The sequence below is a fragment of the Corallococcus sp. 4LFB genome (assembly GCF_046520365.1).
Taxonomy (GTDB): Bacteria; Myxococcota; Myxococcia; order Myxococcales; family Myxococcaceae; genus Corallococcus; species Corallococcus caeni.
The window spans coordinates 1-18463 of the sequence record NZ_JBKGHJ010000118.1 but is presented as its reverse complement, the minus strand read 5'-3'; the positions used below and the strand labels follow the sequence as shown (position 1 = coordinate 18463).

Below are 18463 nucleotides of genomic sequence, written 5' to 3'. Positions count from 1 at the left end.
TGTCGGGGCGGCCGGGCGCGCCGTCGCGTCCGAGGCTCGCGACGCAGGGGTTGCTCGACTGGCCGCTGCGCGGCGTGCTGTATGGCCGCTTTGGCAAGAAGGGCAGGGAGCCGCACGACGGCATCGACCTGGCGGCGCCCGCGGGCACGCCCATCAAGACGGCGCAGGCGGGCACGGTCCTCTACGCGGGCGAGCAGAAGGGCTACGGCCTCATCGTCATCGTGGAGCACGCCTCGCCGCTGATTACCCTCTACGCGCACAACCGCGACCTGCGCGTGAAGACGGGGCAGAAGGTCCGGCGCGGGCAGGTCATCGCCACGGTGGGCGAGTCCGGCCGCACGTCCGGCCCGCACGTGCACTTCGAGGTGCGCGTGGACGGCAAGCCGGCGGATCCGCTGGAGTACCTGGGCGTGATGCCGCCCGCGTCCGACTGAGCCGCTGGACGTGAAGGGCGGCCACCTCCGCCAGGTGGGCCGCTAGATGGTCCGACAGATGGACCGTTCATCCAGTTCGGATTGACTGGCCCCGCCCAGCCACGGTTCCCCAACTGGTCCGACAGTCGGACCAGTTCAAGCGGTTCGTCGGAGGGGCGGACGCAGCCCAGTCACGGTCCTCCAACTGGTCCGACTGTCGGACCAGTTCAAGCGGATCGTCGGATTGAGCGGCCTCCGCTCGACCACGGTTGCCCAACTGGTCCGACAGTCGGACCAGTTCGTTCTCCGCGCCGCCAACAGACCGTCTCCCCAGGCGTCTCACGTTCTCATGGGTTGGGACGGCGTTCCTGTGCCGAAGGCTCAGGGGACGTCGGGCGTCGCGCGGGGCGGGTAGCCTCCGGCGTGGCGGGCGCGCTCGCGCACCAGGGCGAGGATGTTCTCGCAGGTGGGCATGGGCCTGCCCACGAGCTGGCCCAGCTCCACCACGGCGCCCAGCAGGGCATCAATCTCCATGGGGCGCCCGCGCTCCAGGTCCTGGAGCATGGACGTCTTGTGCGCGCCGACCTGGCTTGCGCCCTGGATGCGCTGATCCACGTCGATGAGGAAGCGGGCCCCCAGGACTTCCGCCACCACCTGCGCCTCCACCATCATCGCGCGCGCCACGGCGCGCAGGTCCGGCTGGCGGGCGAGGACGTCGAGCGTCGCGCCGGTGAGCGCCGACAACGGGTTGAAGGCGAGGTTGCCCCAGAGCTTCACCCAGATTTCATCGCGGATGCGGGGGCGCACGGGGGACTTGAGCCCGGCCTTCATCATGAGCTGCGACAGGGCCTGCGCGCGCGGGCTCTTGCTGCCGTCCGGTTCTCCCAGCGTCACGCGGTCGTTGTACGTGTGGACGATGACGCCGGGGGAGACGACCTCCGCCGCCGGGTACACCACCGTGGCGATGACGCGCTCCGGAGGCAACGTGCGCAGCAGCACTCCGCCGGGGTCCACGCTCTCGATGTGGCGGCCTGCGTACGGGCCTTCGAGTCCGTGGAAGTACCAGTACGGCACGCCGTTGATGCCGGTGACGAGCGCCGTCCCCGGGCCCAGCAGCCGGGCGATTTGAGGCGCGGCGGCGGGCAGGGCGTGGGCCTTGAGCGTGAGGAACACGTAGTCCTGCGGGCCCACGTCGTCGGGAGCATCCGTGCAATGCGGACGCACGGTGACCGTCTCGCCGCCGCTGGTGAGCGTGACGCCGTGGGTGCGCATCGCGTCCAGGTGGGCGCCTCTCGCGATGAAGGTGACGTCCGCGCCGGCCTGGAGCAGCTTGACGCCGAGGAACCCGCCGATGGCGCCCGCGCCGAAGATGGCGATCCTCATGACGTGAGCCCCAGCCGCTCCGCGAGCCCGATGCGCTGCACCTTGCCGGTGGGGCCCTTGGGCAGCTCCGTGAGGAAGACGATGCGGCGGGGCACCTTGAAGTCCGCCACGCGTGACGCGACGAAGTCACGCAGCTCGCGCTCGGTGGGGTTGTGGCCCTCGCGCGGGACGACGGCGGCGGCCACGTCCTCTCCGAGCTTCGGGTGGGGCAGGGCGAACGTCACGGCCTGTTGCACGGCGGGATGATCCAGCAACACGGTGTCCACCTCCAGCGGGCTCACCTTCTCCCCGCCGCGATTGATCAGCTCCTTCAGCCGGCCGGTGAGGCGCAGGTAGCCCTGCGCGTCGAGCGTGCCCTGGTCGCCCGTGCGGAACCACCCGTGGGTGAAGGCGCGCGCGTTGGCCTCGGGGTTGTTCACGTAGCCGGACATGACGTTGGGGCCCCGGATGACCACCTCGCCGAGCGCACCTGGAGGCAGCAGCGTGCCCGCTTCGTCCATGATGGCGACCTCCGGGCCCGCGGCGAGCCCCACCGACCCCGCGTACCGGGGACGCGGTGGAAGCGGGTTGGAGGCCATCTGGTGCGCGGCCTCCGTCATGCCGTAGCTCTCGATGACGGGCACGCCGAAGACGCGCTCCAGTTCCTCCATCACCTGCGGGGGCAGCGACGCGGAGGAGGACCGGATGAAGCGCAGCCGGTGGTCCTTCAAGCTGTCCGCGTTGCGGCGGGCACGCTCCAGCAGCGCCTGATGCATGGTGGGGACGGCCGTGTACCAGGTGGGGCGGACCTCCTCGAACCAGGAGAAGAAGCGCAGGGCGTTGAAGCCCGGCGTGCACACCACGCGGCCTCCGGCCCCCAGGCTGGACAGCACCGCCGCCACGAGCCCGTGGATGTGGAACAGCGGCATGATGTTGAGGCACGCATCCGTGGGCCCCAGGCCCAGCTGCGCGCCGATGTGCCGCGCGGAGGCGCTGAGGTTCGCCTGCGTCAGCGGAACCTGCTTGGGCCGCGCCGTCGTGCCCGACGTGGTGCAGCACCAGCGCGACGTCGTCCGCGGCGGCGGGCCCGGGACGTTGCGCCCTGCCCGACAGTGGCTGCACGGCCTTCAGCGTGAAGTGCCCCGCGGCGCCATCCTGCGCCGGGCTCAATTCGATGAGCGGGAGGCTCCGTGCGCGCGCGACCTCGCGGGCCGGTCCCTCCGCGCCTTCGAGCACGACGAGGGCACGGGCCTGGAGATCCTCCAGGTAGAATGTGAGCTCGTCCGCGCGGTAGGCGGGGTTGAGCGGCGCGCTCGTCGCGGCACCGGCCACGGCGAGGAAGGCCGCCGCCATCTCCGGCCCGTTGGGCAGCACCAGCGCGACGCGGTCGCCCTGTCCCAGGCCCCACGCGTTCAGCTGCTCGCGGACGCTCGCGGTGAGCCCCCGCAGCGCGCCGTACGTCATGTCCCGCCGGCCGGGCGCACCGAGCGCTGCGTCCTCCGGCCGTCCGCGTGCGAGCAGCGCTTCGAGGGTGTCCATCCGCTCCATGCCGGGCTCCACGTCCTCGGGGTTCTCTTGCCGAATATGGCCGTGGATCCTCGTGGGCAACCGCTTTGTGCGCGGGCCGTCCTGCTCCGGGGATGGCGCCGGAGCGGGGACCCTGGCGCTCTGCTATATCGGCGCGTCGGGAGGCTTCACCATGTCGCGGAAAGTGGCGCTCATCACCGGCGCGTCGGCGGGACTCGGCGTTCAGTTCGCGGAGCAGTTCGCGAAGGATGGGCACGACGTCATCCTCGTGGCACGCGGCGTGGCGAAGTTGGAGGAGCTGGCTCGCAAGCTGGAGCAGGCGCACGGGGTGAAGGCGCACGTGCTGCCAGCGGACCTGGGCCAGCCCGCCGCACCCGAGCAGCTCTTCGCGCGCGTGCAGGAGCTGGGGCTCGCGGTGGACTTCCTCGTCAACAACGCGGGGTTTGGATCCTCCGGTCCGTTCCTGGAGCAGGACCTGGCGCGCGAGGCGGAGATGGTGGAGGTCAACTGCACCGCGCTCCTGAAGCTCACGCACCTGTTCGCGCGGCCCATGCGCGAGCGCAAGCAGGGGCGCATCCTCAACATCGCGTCCACCGCGGGCTTCCAGCCGGGGCCGTACATGGCCACGTACTTCGCGACGAAGGCGTTCGTGCTGTCGTTCACGGAGGCGCTCGCGTTCGAGCTGGACGGCACCGGGGTGTCGGTCACGTGCCACTGCCCGGGCGCCACGCGCACGGAGTTCACCGCGCGCGCGGGCAACGCGGAGTCGCGCCTGTTCAAGCGGTCGGGCGTGGCGGAGGCGCCCGAGGTGGCAGGCCATGCCTACGCGGCGATGATGAAGGGGGAGGTCCTCTCCATCCACGGCCTCCTCAACCGGCTGGCGGCGTTCTCGCTGCGGTTCAGCCCCCGCGCCGCGGTGCGTTTCTTCACGGCGAAGCTCAACCAGCAGGCCTGAGCGGGCAGGGAAGCGGGCGCGGAACCTCTGGGCGTGGGCCAGGAGGAGGGTAGAGTGTCGGGCGTGTTTCGCCCCCCTGGCTCCTCGTCTCATGCCTCGTGTCGCTCGCGTCACCTGCCCTCGCGCAGGAGGGGCCGGCTGTCACCCCAGGGGGCCCCTCGCCGGCCGCGGCGCTGGCGCCGTCCACGGTGGCGGTGTTCCCCCTGGCGGCCAACGCGGCGGGGAGGGATGCCGCGCTGGGCATCACGTCGCTCATCGCGGGCCGGCTCGCGGAGTCGCCCCGGCTGCGCGTGCTGTCCCAGCGTGAGCTCCAGGCGAAGGTCGGCGCCGAGCGTCAGCAGGAGCTGGTGGGCGACAGCCCTTGCGAGAAGGGGGACTGCGTCCAGGCCCTGTCCTCGCTGACGGGCGCACGCTACGTCCTCACGGGCCGCCTGGACCGCTTCGGCGAGCAGTACCTCTTCAGCGCGAGCCTCGTGGACACGGAGGATGGCCGCACGCTCGCACGGCCGCGCGCGGAGGCCTCCGAGGACGGCGAGCTGTTGCGCACGGTCGTCGCCCTCTCCGACGAGCTGAGCGTCGCGATTGATTCGCCAGGCGAGGTCGTCACCGCGCGGCCGCTGTTGGGCGGCGCGGTCGCGTCGTCTCCGGGGGGCGGTCTGACGCTGGGGCTGCGCTTCAACAACAGCTTCATCGACAAGCTGTCGTCGTTGAACCCGGGCGTGGACCTGGAGGTGGGCTACTGGTTCCACCCGGAGTGGCAGGGCTTCGTCCAGGTGGGCTTCACGCTGGTGCGCGCCGGTGGCACCGACGAGGGCAAGGTCAACGTGCTGCCAAGCATCGTGGGGGCACGGCATTACCACCGCCTGGAGACGGCCCTGCGGCCCTACTGGGGCTTCGGCCTGGGCGTGCAGCTGTCGTTCGGCGACTACGGCATCTTCCAGAACACGGGCCCGCTGCCGTCCGTGGTGGGCTTCGTGGGGTTGGAGTACCTGCTGGTGGGCCACGTGGCCTTCCAGCTGGAGCTGGGGACGAACATCGCGCAGGCGGTGCTGGGGCTCGCCGACGACGGCGCGGGCGACGGCCTCAACCTGGATGTCAACGCCGGCATCGCATACCACTTCTGAGTCTTCCGGAGCCTTTCATGTCCTCGCGTCTGCGCGCCCTGCCGCTCCTCGTCTTGCTGGCCTCCGGGGCCTGCACCGAACCGCCGAAGATGGATCCGAAGGACCAGGCGGAAGGGCTCTACCTCCGGGGCAACTCCGAGTACCTCCAGGGCCAGTTCGACGCCGCGCTCAAGTCCTTCGACGAGATGAAGGCCCTGGCACCCGGGGACCCGCGCCTGCCCGCCGCGAGGGGCGAGGTGCTCCTGTCGATGAGCCGGCTGGAGGAGTCCGAGAAGGAGTTCGAGGCCGCGCTGCGGTTGGATCCGAAGCGCTCCACCAACTGGAGCCGGCTGGGGTTCATCCAGGCGCAGCTGGGCAAGAAGGACGAAGCGCGGCAGTCGCTGCGGAAGGCGCTGGCGCTGCATCCAAAGGACTTCAACGCGCTGGAGCAGCTGGGCGAGCTGGCCGAGGAGCGCGGCGACCACGACGAGGCCGTGCGCGACTTCACGCAGGCGGCCGAAGCCGCGCCGGAGGCGTCGAAGTCCGACCTGCTGGTGCGGGCGGTGGACGTGCTGACGAAGCAGGGGCGGCAGGACGAGGTGCTCGGGCTGCTGCGCAAGGCGACGGGGCAGGGCGTGCGCACGCCGGAGGTGCTGACGGCGCTGGGAGACACGGAGGTGCGCGCGGGCCGGCTGCCGGAAGCGGCGGCGGCATACGAGGAGGCCGCGAAGAAGTCGCCCAAGGACCCTACGCTGTGGGAGCTGGTGGCGGAGATAAAGCTCAAGCTGGGCAAGCGCGAGGAAGCGCTGAAGGCCTACGGCGAGTCGCTGAAGGTGAAGGACCGCGCCATCGTCCACGTGGCGCTCGCGAGGGCGCACCTGGCGGCGGAGGACCGCGCGGCGGCGGAAGGGGAGCTGCAGAAGGCCCTGGACACGGTGTCGGGCGCGGACGTGGGGGAGATGCAGGAGCTCGCGGACCTGCTCACGACGTTGGGGCGCAAGCAGGACGCCCTGCGCATCCTGACGAGCCTGGGCTCGGAGCCGGGGCACGCGAAGAACACGGAGTTGCAGCTGGCCACCGCGAGGCTCGCGCAGGACTTGAAGGACACGGCCGCTGTTCAAGCCGCGTGCGCCCGGCTGGCCGCGGCGGCGGCGGATGGTGGTGTGGTGAAGTGCCCGTAGGTGCGCGGATGCATCGCGGGTGGGTTTGCCTGCTCCTGCCATTCCTCCTGACGGGCTGCGCTTCCACCCGGCTCGTGCGTCTGGACACGGGGCGTGCGGAGGCCGTCGTCGTGACGCCCCGGGTGGAGGACGAGGCTCCACTGGAGGACGCGGAGCTGGAGGCGGACGAATTCGAGGCGGCGGTCACGGCGCTCGCGCGGGATGTCCGTCCGTTCTCGCATCCCCTGCGGGATGCCCGGACGTTGTTCGGAGTGCCGGAGCGCAGTGGCGTGTTCGGGTACGACGCGAGCACGCGGCGGATCCGTCCCCTGGGGGAAGCGGAGGCGCGGGAGCTGCACCTGCTGGACGAGCCGTCGGCGGAGCTGACGCGTGCCTATGGGCGCTGGTGCGAGCGCAAGAAGCAGGGACGAGACTGCCTGTCGCTCTTGGAAGAGGGGCCGCTGCTGGGCAGCGACGGCCGGTATGCACTCGCCCTGGCGTTGGCGATGGACTCGGTGTGGGAGGAGACGGCGGAGGCCCTTCGCGGAGTGGTGAACCCGCGAGCGGTGCTGGCCACCGTGACGGCCTCCGTGACCGTGTACCTGCTGTTGTGGTCATTGCCCGAGCCTGTGTCGAAGGGCATCGCGGCGCTGATGACCGCGACGGCCATCGCGTATCTGGGCGTGGACACGGTGTGGGGACTGCTGGACGGGTGGCTGACGCTGGTGAAGCAGGCCGACCGCGCGATGACGTTCGACGAGCTGCGCGAAGCAGGGGAGGGCTACGGGAAGGTGCTGGGGAAGAATGCCGCGCGGGTCTTCGTGATGCTGGCCACCGCGGCGCTGGGCAACACGGCGGGGCTCGCGGCGAAGGCACCTGGGCTGCCCGGCTCCGCGCAGGCGGCGCTCGCGGTGGAGGCCCAGGCGGGCTTCGTCTACGCGGGGATTGGGGGCGTGCGCTCCGTGGCCATGAGCGCGGATGGCTTCACCATCGCCCTCGCGCCCAACGCGGTCGCCATGTCGTCACGGGGCGGCAGCCAGAAGCACCACCTGGCGACCGTACGGAACAATGTGTCGGCTCAGCGCGGCGGACCGTGGACTCCCCGCTTCCAGCGCATCTTCAAGAAGGCCGGGATGGAGCTGAAGGACCCGGAGAATGTCGTCGAGGTCCCAGGGCACCGAGGCCCTCATTCGCAGCGTTACCATCAGCGCGTCTACGACCGACTGGAAGATGCAACGCGAGGGTGCCGGAGCGTCGAGCAGTGCCGTGAATTTCTTGTCGCCGAACTCAGAAAGTTGGCGCAAGAGGCCACGACGCAGGGCTCAGCCCTTCACAAATTGCTCATGCGAAGCGAGTGATTCCGGAGCCATCCATGCCACGGCGCTACTTCCGGCTTCTTGATGACGTCATCATCCCAGGGCGATGGGAGCTGGGCATTCCCCGGGATGCTCAAGGGGACGAGGTAGACGACCCTTGGATGTTCAGGGAGGGCCAACCTGTTCCTCCTCAACAACCGTTGAGCATTCCCGTGGAGCACCCGGGAACGCCCCTCGACTTCTCTCTGGCGGGTTTCAGCACGCCTGTCGTTCATCCGCGCGTCGCAGCGCTGTTGTCAGAGCTGGCAGCGCAGGACATCCAACTCGTGTCCGTGAACGTCCAGGGGCATGCGGAACCGTATTTCATCCTCGTTGCGACCCGGCTCATCCGCTGTATCGATGACGCAGCATCCGAGGAGGTGATCCGCTGGACGCCTCAAGATGGCCGACCAGACCGGGTGGGGCAGTATCGCGACGTCGACGGCATGCGCATTGATCCGACGCAGGTCGGGGATGCACGGGTGTTCCGGACGTGGGGGTGGTCCATCGCCCTCATCGTCTCCGAGGACATCAAGCTCGCCCTGGAACGCATCCGCGCGACGGGAACGCGGTTCACCGAAGTCTGACGGTGACGGGCCGGAGCGACCGCGGCGCCTGCCCCGTCCCTTGAGTCCTCCCGCCCGGGCCCACCGTGCCCGGGCGGCGTCACCCCCAACCTTACGTCCGGCCGCCCTGCAGCTTCCGGTACACGCCCACCACCTGCCCCAGGATCATCGTGGAGCGGAAGTCCGAGCGGTTCACGTAGATGGGCTGCATCGTCGCGTTCGCAGGCTGGAAGCGGATGCGATCGTTCTCCGGGTAGTAGCGCTTCACCGTGGCCTCGTCCTCGATGAGCGCCACGACGATCTCCCCAGGCTGCGCCGACGGCGTCTTCTTCACGAAGAGGTAGTCCCCGTCGTGGATGCCGTCGTCGATCATCGACTGGCCCTTGACCCTCAGCGCGAACACCTCCCGGCCGTTCACCCCGCCCAGGAGGAAGCTGTCGATCTTGACCGAGTCCTCCATGTGCTCCTGCGCCAGCGCCGGCGCACCCGCCGCCACCTTGCCGAGCAGGGGGATCTCCACCATGCCCGACTCCCGGCTCTTCATCCCCAGGCCCAACAGCAGCCTCGCCCGCTTGGTGGGCACCAGCGAGCGGCTCTGCTGCTCGCCCCGGGTCAGGTAGCCCTTGCGCTCCAGGGCCTTCAGATGGTCGTTCACCCCGTTGGTGGAGCGGATGTCCATGTGCTCCCCAATCTCCCGGATGGTCGGGGGGAAGCCTCGGACCTCCGTCTCCTTCACGATGAAGGTCAGGATTTCGCGCTGGCGCTCCGTGAGCTCTTCCATGGCCGCACTCCTTCGCTCGGTCGCCCGCCTGCTCTGGCGGTGATGGGCAACAGAATTTCAGTGTCCCATGCTCCCTGAACATACGTGTAGAGTCAATCTGTTCAGTACCCCCACCCATACCCGCCGTGCAGCCCCCGACCCGTCCTTCTCGCGGGTTGAGGAGGCGCGTTGATCTCGGCGTACACTTGGCGCCGCCGTGTCCGACCTCCGCCACACGCTGCTCTTCGTCGATGACGAGGCCGACGTCCTGGACATCCTCAGCCGGATGTTCCAGCGACGCTACCGCGTCCTCACCGCTCCCCACGGCAAGGCAGCCCTGGAAATCCTGCGTACCGAGTCCGTGGACGTCCTCGTCACGGACCAGCGCATGCCGGAGATGACCGGCATCGACCTGGTCAACGCCGCCCGCGCGGAAGGGATGGACGTCACCACGCTGCTGCTGACGGCCTACACGGACCCGCAGGACATCATCGCGGCCATCAACCAGGGGCAGGTGTACCGCTACGTCACCAAGCCCTGGGACGTGAACGACCTGCTCATCACCGTGAAGAACGCGGTGGAGTTCGCCCAGCTCAAGAAGGACAAGGAGAAGCTCATCCGCCAGCTGCACCAGCGGGTGGAGGCCCTCTTCGTCCTCTACGAGGTCAGCCGCGCCAGCGCGAACGACCCGGCCAGCTACGACGCCATCATCGACCGCGTGCTCACCGCCGTGGCCCGGGTGCTGCCGTACGACTGCGGCGCGGCCCTCATCGCGCCGGACGGCCAGCGCGGCGCCACGCTGCGCCTGCGCTGCGTGGGCAACGTGGGGGAGGAGGCGCTCCTGGGCGTCAAGGAGTCCATGCTCGGCGCGTACCGCAAGAGCAGCGGCCTGACGCTCCCGGAGGACCGGGTCATCACCCGCGTCACCGGCACCACCACGAAGGACTCCGCGTCCCCCGTCGTCTACCCCAACCAGCTCACGGTGAACCTCACCGCCGCGGGCAAGCCCGTGGGCATGCTGTCGCTGTTCTCCCACCGCGCGGACGCGTTCACGGAGGACGACGGGCTGCTGTTGGACGTGCTCGCCAACCAGACGGCGGACGCCATCCAGTCGCTGCGCAGCGCGGAGGAAGAGGCCCGCCACCGCATGGAGCGCATGGTCGCGTCCATGGCGGACGGCGTGGTGCTCACCGACGAGAAGAACGACATCGTGGTGATGAACCCCGCGGCCCGCCGCATCCTGCGTGCGGGGGAGGAGGGGCAGGTGCCCTCCAACCGCCTCCTGGAGGAGCGCCTGGGCTTCCAGCCGTTCCAGCTGGTGCGCAACCTGGAGTACAGCGGCCACCAGGTGCTGCGCGAGGACGTGAAGCTCTTCGAGCGCACCGTGCAGACCACCGTGACGCCCGTCAACGACGCGCGCGGCACCCTGCGCGGCGTGTGCGTGGTGCTGCGCGACATCACCGACCAGAAGCGGCTGGAGGAGCGCAAGGACACCTTCGTGTCCATGGTGAGCCACGAGCTGCGCACGCCGCTCACCTCCATCACCGGCGCGCTGGACCTGGTGCTCAACCGGATGGCGGGGGACATCAACGAGCGGCAGCACCGCTACCTGTCGCTGGCCAAGGACTCCGCGGAGAAGCTCAACAGCATCGTGGACGACCTGCTGGACCTGTCGAAGTACGCGCAGGGCCGGCTGAAGATGAGCTTCGAGCGCATCTACCTGGAGGAGCTGGTCCAGCGCGTGGTGGAGAAGTACGGGCCCGCCTTCGCGGAGAAGCACATCCGCGTCGTGCCGCTGCTGCCGCAGCACCCGCTGCGCGCCATGGTGGACCCCAACCGCGTGAACCAGGTGCTCAACAACCTGCTCAACAACGCGGTGAAGTTCACGCCGGAGGGCGGCGAGGTGCGCGTGGAGCTGCGCGCCACGTCCAGCCTGCCCGGCTACGTGGTGCTCTCCTGCTGGAACAGCGGCGACCCCATCCCGGAAGAGAGCCTGGAGCGCATCTTCGACCGCTTCGAGCAGGCCCGCACCCAGGCGAACCGCACCGTGCGCGGCACCGGCCTGGGCCTGCCCATCTGCCGCAACATCGTGGAGGCCCACGGCGGCCGCATCTGGTCCGAGCCCTCCCACGACGGCGTGCGCTTCATCGCTGTCCTGCCCACCGAGCCGCCCCCGGACATGCTGTCGCAGGCGGCCGTGGACACGCTCCTGCCGTCGCCGCAGCCCATCCGCGCGGACACGCGCGGCAAGGTGCTCATCATCGAGGGCGAGCCCGAGGTGGGCCACATCATGAAGGCCCTGCTGGGCGCCCGGGGCTACCGGGTGCGCCTGGCGGGCTCCGCGGAGGAGGGGCTCTCCGCCGCGCGCAACCTGCACCCGGACGTGGTGCTGGTGTCGGTGCGGCTGCCGGACGTGGACGGCCTGCGGCTGGCCGAAATCCTCCGGCATGATCCGGAGACGCGCCGCGCGCCGCTGCTGCTCACCTCCGCGTTCGACGACGCGCCAGCGCGCCTTCCGGGCCGGCGCGGACGCGTTCCTCGTGCGCCCCCTGGCCGGCGACAAGCTGCTGGCCACGGTGGACTCGCTCGCGCGGGGCCGCGCCGGGGCGCAGCACGGGCGCGTGCTGGTGGTGGACGACGACGTGAAGATCGCCTTCATCTGCCGCGAGGTGCTGGAGGGGCTGGGCTTCGAGGTCGGCGTCGCGCACAGCGTGGAGGAGGGCCGGCGCTCCATGCGCGAGCGCAGGCCGGACGCGGTGCTCCTGGACGTCACGCTGCCGGACGGCGACGGGTTCGCGTTCCTGGAGGAGATCAAGGCCGAGCGCGCCAGCGGCCACATCTCCGTCATCTTCATCTCCGCGCGCACGGAGACGTCGTCCAAGGTCCGCGCGCTGAAGCTGGGCGGGGACGACTACATCACCAAGCCCTTCGACGCGCTGGAGCTGGGCGCGCGCGTGGAGAGCATGCTGCGGCGCAAGGAGCAGGAGCTGTCCTCGTCGCCCACCACGCAGCTGCCCGGGTCCACCGCCATCGAGCGCGAGGTGCAGCGCCGGCTGGGCGCGCGCCAGCCGTTCGCGTTCTGCTACCTGGACCTGGACAACCTCAAGGCCTACAACGACTACTACGGCTTCGCGAAGGCGGACGGCGTGGTGCGCCAGACGGGCGACCTCATGCGGGAGATCTTCCAGCAGGAAGGCGCCGCGGGGGACTTCCTGGGCCACGTGGCCGGGGACGACTTCGTGTTCATCACCTCCGTGGAGTCGGTGGACCGGGTGTGCCAGCGGGCCATTGAAGCCTTCGACCGGATCATCCCGCTGTACTACGACCGGCAGGACCGGGAGCGCGGCCACATCCAGGCGGAGGACCGCTTCGGGGAGATGCGCCAGTTCCCCATCATGAGCGTGTCCGTGGTGGCGGTGATGACGGACGGCGTCGCGCATGACCACGCGGAGCTGGCGCGCCGGGCCGCGGACATGAAGAAGCGGGCGAAGGCCATTCCCGGCTCCGTCTTCCTGCGCAGCGACCTGGAGCGCGTGGTCCGCTCCGTCACCGGATGAGGCTCTACCAGCAGCTCATCCTCTTCATGCTCGCCGCGACGGTGCTGCCCCTGGCCATCGTGGGCTTCCTGCTCTTGTCGCGCTCGGAGCAGGCGCTCGCGCAGCGCATCGATGATCAGCAGCGCGAGCTCGCCACCGCCACCGCGGAGGCGGTGGAGGCCAGCCTGATGGAGGTCGTCAACGGCCTCGCCCGGTCCGCGGAGCTGCTGCCCTGGGAGCGCGCCACGCCCGACGAGGTGCGCGGCATGCTGCTGCTCCTCTACGGCCAGTCCACCACGGTGAGCGCGGTCATCCAGGTGGACGCGAACGGGCAGCCCCTGGGGCCCGCGGTGTTCCGGAGCGCGGAGCCGCTCGAGCGCCATCCTGCCTTCGACGCCGCGAGCGTGCCCCAGCTGGCGCACGCGGTGCCGGTGGAGCAGTTCCGGGACGGGGGCAAGGGCCAGGCGGCGCTGGGCAGCGCGTACGTGCACGCGGGCTCGGGCGTGGCCGCGGTGGCGGTGGCGGTGAAGCTGGGGGCTTCCGAGGAGGCGCCGTACGCCGTCGCGGAGCTCGTCTTCACCCAGTTGGAGGCGCTGCTCGCGCGGCGTGCGAGCGACGGGCAGCGGCTGGACGTGGTGGACACCGGGGGGCGCGTCGTGGCCAGCTCCCAGGCCGCGCGGCGCATGGCGGCGCTGGAGCCGGAGCTGCGGGAGGCGCTGACGTCCGTCCGGGGCACGGACGGCGGACGCGGCTTCCAGCTGAAGAACCCCGCGCGCCGGGTGAGCGTGGCGTGGGTGGACACGCTGGAGATGGGCGTCGTCGTGACGGAGGACGAGGCCCTGGCGCTGACGCCGGTGCGGGAGCTGCGCGCCACGGTGCTCGCGTCGGTGGCGGGCGCGCTGCTGGTGCTGCTGGCCCTGGGCGCGCTCTTCACCCGGCGGTTGGACCGGCGGCTCGCGCAGGTGGTGCAGGGCGCGGAGGCCTATGGCCGCGGCGAGCTGGAGCGCCGCCTGCCGGTGGAGGGCCAGGACGAGCTGAGCGAGCTGGCGTCCACCTTCAACCGCATGGGCGAGGAGCTGGAGGCGTCTCGCGCGCGGCTCATGAGCTGGAACGACGACCTGCGCGTCCGGGTGGAGGAGGCCACGGCGGACCTGCGGGCGGCGCAGCTGCAGCTGGTGGAGGCGCAGAAGCTGGCGGCGGTGGGCCAGCTGGGCGCGGGCGTGGCGCACGAAATCAACAACCCGCTGGCCGGCATCCTGGGCAACGTGCAGCTCCTGCTCCTGGACCGGGCGGCGGACGACGTGGACTTCGAGACGCTGCGGAAGATTGAGCAGAGCGCCAAGCGCTGCAAGGACATCACCCAGAACCTGCTGCGCTTCTCCCAGCAGCGCGAGCGCCCGGACCTGCGGCCCGTGGACCTGAACGCGGTGGTGCGCGACGCGCTGAGCCTCACGGAGAACCAGACGCGCGGCGAGGGCGTGGACCTGGTGACGGAGCTGAGCGCGGAAGTGCCCCGCGTGAAGGCGGACCCCGGGCACCTGTCGCAGGTGGTGCTGGCGCTCCTGTCCAACGCGCGCACCGCGATGCTGAAGACGCCGGTGAAGCGGCTCACGCTGCGCACGGGCGAGCGCGACGGGATGTGCGTCCTGGAGGTGGAGGACACGGGCAAGGGCATCGCGGAGCACATCCGGCCGCGCATCTTCGAGCCCTTCTTCACCACCAAGGACGTCTGGTCCAATGTGGGCCTGGGCCTGAGCGTCGCGTGGCGCATCGTCACGGAGGCCGGGGGGACGCTGGAGGTCCGCTCGGAGGCAGGGCAGGGGGCCCGGTTCACCATCGTGCTGCCCCGGGCATAGAAGCCGCCGGGGTGTGCTAGCTAGGGGCTTCGCATGGCCGCTCCCCCATCTCGCAGGCGACAGGCGCCGTTCCTCGTCGGGCTCGTGCTCATCCTGGCCGCGCTGCCGGTGGGCTGGTTCGTCTTCCTGCGAGAGACGCCCGCCCCGCTGCCGCCGCCCTCGCAGCCCCGCGCCACCGTCACGGCCGCGGAGGCGAAGAAGGCCGTGGAGCTGGTGCTGAGCTCCTTCGAGGGCACCGTGGAGGTGAAGCACGGCACGGGCGAGTGGGAGCCCGCCCGGAAGGACATGCCGCTGCGGCCCACGGACGTGGTGCGCACCGGCCGCGGGTCCTGGGCGGTGGTGCTCAACGGCGAGTCCGTGGAGCTGCGCATGGAGGCCGACACGGAGATCTCCGTGGAGGAGCTGTCGGACGAATTGTCGAAGGTGCTCCTGGGCAGCGGTCTGGCCACCGCCACCGTGCGGGGCCGCCCCAACGTCCGCCACACCTTCGTCCTGAAGGCGAAGGGCGGCGACGCGGAGGCCAGCACCTCCCAGGGTGCCTTCACCATGACCAACAACGGCAAGGGCACGGTGAGCGTGGGCACCCGCGAGGGTGACGTGAAGCTGACGGGCAAGGAGGGCAAGTACGTCATCGTCCGCGCCGGCCAGCGGTCCATCGTCCGTCCCGGCCAGGGCCCTACCGAGCCGTCTCCCATCCCCAGCACCGTGTTCCTGAAGATGGAGTGGCCCGCCGGCAAGACGCAGCGCAAGCCCGAGGTCGCCGTGGCCGGCCGCACGGAGCCGGGCAGCCGGGTGACGGTGGACGGCGTCAGCGTGCCGACGGACGAGGAAGGGAACTTCACGGTCAACGTCGCGCTCAAGAAGGGCAGCAACAAGGTCCAGGTGAGCGCCGTGGGGGTGGGCGGCGCGCGCGAGGACGCGCAGCGGGAGCTGACCCTGGTCGCACCGCCGCCGCCAAGGAAGAAGCCGGGGACGATCGAGGTCGATTCCCGCATCTTCAACGAGACCGTTGGCGCCCCCCCGCCCTGATCCGCCAGCCGGGCCCGTGGGTCCTCCCGGGACGGGCCCACCTGCTGGGTGGGGCGGGAGGGTGGAGCCTTCCCCGGGGCCGACGGGCGGCCCCTTCCCGTGGCCAGCGGCAGCAAAGTGGTGCAGTCCCGGCGGAGGGCCTTGTAGAGTCGGGTGGCCCTGGAACGTCTCCTGCTCTCCGCGCTGGTGTTGATCTGTGCCCCGGTCTGGGCGGCTTCGCTGGAGCTGCTCGGCCCGGACGTGCCCGTGCCTCCAGAGGGCTTCACGGTCGCGGTGGTGCGCCGGGACGCCGGGGGCCAGCCGGTGGCGTTCACCCCGTCCTCGGTGACGGCGGAGGGCGCGGAGCTCAAGCCCGGACCGGACGCGCCGCCGCTGCGCACCTGGGTCGTGGTGCCGAAGGCCCGGGCGCGCGAGGTGGTGGTGCGCGTGAAGGGCGACGGCGAGGTGGCCCAGGCCCGCTATGACGTGGGGCCGCCCGCGAGCCACATGGCGCTGTCGCTGGAGCCCGCGCTGCCCGTGAAGGGGCGCGACACGGAGGCGACGCTCACCGTGCGGCGGCTGCGCCCGGATGGGACGCCGGACGACAGCGGCGCGCCGCCGGTGCTGCGCGCGAGCACCGGGCAGGTGAAGGACCTCCAGCACACGGGGCCGGGCACGTACACCGCTCGCTATGTGCTGCCCCTGACGCGCCTGCCCGAGGCGGCCATCCTGGTGGCGCTGTCCGCGTGGCCGCATCCACAGTCGGTGCACGGGGCGTATGGGCGGCTGCTGGTGCCGCTGGCGACGGCGGTGGACCTGCCCGGCCGGAGCGAACCCGGCGGGCAGGTGTCGCTGGAGGTGGCGGGCAAGCGCTTCGGGCCCGTGCCGGTGGACGCGGACGGACGCTTCGTGCTGCCGCTGGTGGTGCCCCCCGGCTACTCGCTGGCGCGGGGCGAGGTGAAGGACGATTCGGGCCACGTGGAGCGCCTCGCCATCGACCTGCGGCTGCCGCCCACGGATGGCCTGGCGTGCGTGCTCAACCCGCAGCGGCTGCCCGCGGACGGCGTGTCCCAGGCCCGGCTGCTGTGCGCGACCAGTGATCCGAAGGGGCTCCCCGTGGCGGACGCGCGCGTCACGGTGAAGGCGAAGTACGGCCGGCTGGAAGGGCCCCAGCGCGACCCGAACGGCATGCTGGAGTGGCGCTACACGGCGCCGCGCACGCTCGCGGAGGATGAGCGCATCGAAGCGGCGTGGCCGCAGCGGGGCCCCGGCTCGCGCGAGTCGCTGCCGATGCAGTTGGTGCAGGGCGCGGTGCGCGACGTGACGGTGTCGCTGTCCGAGCCCCTGGTGCACGCGGGCACGACGGCGCGCGTGGTGGTGACGGCGCGGGATGCGTCCGGGCAGCCCCGCGCGGATGCGGAGGTGGCGCTGTCGTCGACGCTGGGAACGGCGGGCCCGGCGGTGGAGTCCCCGCCGGGGACGTTCACGATTCCCTGGACCGCGCCAGAGAGGGAGGGGGAGGGAAGCGCGGAGGTGACGGTGCGCGCCTACGGTCCGACAGGCACGGAGCCCGCGCGGCTCGCGGTGTGGCGGCGGGGCCCGTCGCTCGTCGCGGGCGTGGTGGACCTGGCGGGGTGGCCGGTCCCCCGGCAGCCGCTCCGGGTGAACGGCGTGGAGAAGGTGACAGGGGAGGACGGGACGGTGGACGTGGGCGCGGTGGTGCCCGGCAAGGTGCGCGTGTCGCACGGCGTGTGGCCAGGGCTCGACGTCACGGTGCACGTGCTGGGGCCGCAAGGGCCGGTGTTCCCGGAGTCCGCGCCGCTGGTGCCCGCGCCCGTGGTGCGGCAGGTGCGGCGTGGCGCCGCCGCTGCCGGTCAACGTGCGGGTGCGCGTGGAGGGCGCGCGGGTGACGTGCTGGGTGGAGGATGCGAGCGGCCAGGTGCTGAAGGACCGGCCGGTGCACGTCGCGCTGTCCGAGGGCGAACGGGGTGACCAGTCCGTGCAGGACGGGCTCACGCGCTTCACCGTGCGCGGCGCTCGGGGCCCCGTGAGCGTGTCCGTGGCGGACGTGCGCACCGGCGTGACGGCGGTGGAAGAGGTGCGGCCTTGAGGTCTCCGCGCCCGGCGCATGGCCAGGTGCTCGCGGCCGGGAGCGGCCGGGAGGAGGCGCCTGCGCGCGGCGAGGCGGCTGGAGCCACCGGAGTGGGCGCGTCCGGGACAGGTGAGGTCCGAACCGCGCCGCTTCCGCGCCAGGAAGCGCTCACGGGCTTGCGCGTGCCCGGGACGGCGAAACGCGATGCCCGGGCAGGAGCATCGGCGTGCCTGTCAGTGCCCATGTCCACCGGCATGCTCGGGCCCATTCCAGTGACACGCGGGGCCCAGCCGGAGCTCGAAGACAAGTCACGCCGGAGGACGCATTCGGCACGGGCCTGGCGGATGGCGGCTGGCCACTGCGCCGCCTTGGTTTGGGTCCTGCTGGCGTCCGTGGCGTCCGCGCAGGCGCTGTCCTCGGACCTGCCCGCGCAGGCGTCGACCCTCGCGGGGCGCGTCTGCGTGGACGTGGACGGAGATGGGCTCTGCGGCCCCGACGAGCCGGCTCGCGGACGTGCGGCTGGTGCTGGCCACTGGCCGCGAGGTGCGCACCGATGCCTTCGGCCGCTACCACCTCACCGGCGTGGACTCGCGCGTACCGGACCTGACCGACGGCCCGCACCTGCGCCCCGGACGCCATGCGCTGAAGGTGGATCCGCGCAGCCTGCCGCCGTCCAGCCAGGTGGTCCCCCGGACCGCGACCGTGGAGGTGCCCTGGGGCGCCGCCGTCCTCCAGGACTTCGCCGTGCGTCCTCCGCCCGCGCGCCCCTC

Annotated in this window: 14 protein-coding genes and 2 pseudogenes; 12 read left to right on the top strand and 4 right to left on the bottom strand. The window is 71.4% G+C overall.

The features are described from left to right. On the top strand, nucleotides 1-434 hold a 434-nt coding region (locus ACLEQD_RS15205; RefSeq protein ID WP_410384702.1), incomplete at its 5' end, for a M23 family metallopeptidase. A gap of 360 nt (nucleotides 435-794) precedes the next feature. Here ACLEQD_RS15205 and ACLEQD_RS15200 read toward each other — a convergent pair. The 3 genes and pseudogenes from ACLEQD_RS15200 to ACLEQD_RS15190 all read right to left on the bottom strand — a co-directional run. Continuing rightward, complete coding sequence (locus ACLEQD_RS15200) at nucleotides 795-1796, bottom strand: 2-dehydropantoate 2-reductase (protein ID WP_410384701.1); 1002 nt, start codon at nucleotides 1794-1796, stop codon at nucleotides 795-797. After that, nucleotides 1793-2788, bottom strand: a complete 996-nt coding sequence (locus ACLEQD_RS15195; protein ID WP_410384704.1) for an AMP-binding protein — start codon at nucleotides 2786-2788, stop codon at nucleotides 1793-1795. The genes ACLEQD_RS15200 and ACLEQD_RS15195 overlap by 4 nt, the downstream gene beginning before the upstream one ends. A 106-nt stretch (nucleotides 2789-2894) precedes the next feature. Continuing rightward, nucleotides 2895-3239: pseudogene (locus ACLEQD_RS15190) on the bottom strand (AMP-binding protein); the annotation flags it as partial. Nucleotides 3240-3474: 235 nt separating this feature from the next. Between ACLEQD_RS15190 and ACLEQD_RS15185 the strand changes: the two are divergent. The 5 genes from ACLEQD_RS15185 (at nucleotide 3475) to ACLEQD_RS15165 (ending at nucleotide 8462) form a co-directional block, all read left to right on the top strand. Then, nucleotides 3475-4257: an SDR family NAD(P)-dependent oxidoreductase gene (locus tag ACLEQD_RS15185; RefSeq protein ID WP_410384699.1), complete on the top strand. Its 783-nt coding sequence runs from the start codon at nucleotides 3475-3477 to the stop codon at nucleotides 4255-4257. 188 nt (nucleotides 4258-4445) lie between these two features. Beyond that, entirely contained in the window at nucleotides 4446-5381 is a 936-nt protein-coding gene (locus ACLEQD_RS15180; protein WP_410384698.1) for a hypothetical protein, read from the top strand. Nucleotides 5382-5398: 17 nt separating this feature from the next. Then, nucleotides 5399-6541, top strand: coding sequence for a tetratricopeptide repeat protein (locus ACLEQD_RS15175; protein WP_410384696.1), 1143 nt, complete (start codon nucleotides 5399-5401; stop codon nucleotides 6539-6541). Between the two features lie 8 nt (nucleotides 6542-6549). After that, on the top strand, nucleotides 6550-7878 hold the full coding sequence (locus ACLEQD_RS15170; RefSeq protein ID WP_410384694.1) for an AHH domain-containing protein: 1329 nt from the start codon (nucleotides 6550-6552) through the stop codon (nucleotides 7876-7878). A gap of 14 nt (nucleotides 7879-7892) precedes the next feature. Continuing rightward, nucleotides 7893-8462, top strand: a complete 570-nt coding sequence (locus tag ACLEQD_RS15165) for an imm11 family protein (RefSeq protein WP_410384693.1) — start codon at nucleotides 7893-7895, stop codon at nucleotides 8460-8462. 91 nt (nucleotides 8463-8553) lie between these two features. Here ACLEQD_RS15165 and lexA read toward each other — a convergent pair whose 3' ends face one another. Next, a complete protein-coding gene (gene lexA, locus ACLEQD_RS15160; protein WP_120601829.1) occupies nucleotides 8554-9222 on the bottom strand; it encodes a transcriptional repressor LexA in 669 nt (222 codons plus the stop codon). A gap of 196 nt (nucleotides 9223-9418) precedes the next feature. Here lexA and ACLEQD_RS15155 point away from each other — a divergent pair. The 6 genes and pseudogenes from ACLEQD_RS15155 to ACLEQD_RS15130 form a co-directional block, all read left to right on the top strand. Beyond that, nucleotides 9419-12758, top strand: a pseudogene (locus tag ACLEQD_RS15155) (response regulator). Then, nucleotides 12755-14593 carry an ATP-binding protein gene (locus ACLEQD_RS15150; protein WP_410384691.1) on the top strand — a complete coding sequence of 613 codons (1839 nt, stop codon included), beginning with the start codon at nucleotides 12755-12757 and terminating at the stop codon, nucleotides 14591-14593. The pseudogene ACLEQD_RS15155 and the gene ACLEQD_RS15150 overlap by 4 nt, the downstream one beginning before the upstream one ends. A 33-nt stretch (nucleotides 14594-14626) precedes the next feature. Beyond that, nucleotides 14627-15622 carry a hypothetical protein gene (locus tag ACLEQD_RS15145; protein WP_410384689.1) on the top strand — a complete coding sequence of 332 codons (996 nt, stop codon included), beginning with the start codon at nucleotides 14627-14629 and terminating at the stop codon, nucleotides 15620-15622. A gap of 153 nt (nucleotides 15623-15775) precedes the next feature. Beyond that, complete coding sequence (locus ACLEQD_RS15140; RefSeq protein ID WP_410384687.1) at nucleotides 15776-17593, top strand: Ig-like domain-containing protein; 1818 nt, start codon at nucleotides 15776-15778, stop codon at nucleotides 17591-17593. Then, nucleotides 17541-17711, top strand: a complete 171-nt coding sequence (locus tag ACLEQD_RS15135) for a hypothetical protein (protein WP_410384685.1) — start codon at nucleotides 17541-17543, stop codon at nucleotides 17709-17711. Before ACLEQD_RS15140 ends, ACLEQD_RS15135 begins: the two co-directional genes overlap by 53 nt. A gap of 459 nt (nucleotides 17712-18170) precedes the next feature. Beyond that, a partial coding sequence (locus tag ACLEQD_RS15130) for a hypothetical protein (RefSeq protein WP_410384683.1) occupies nucleotides 18171-18463 on the top strand: 293 nt, incomplete at its 3' end.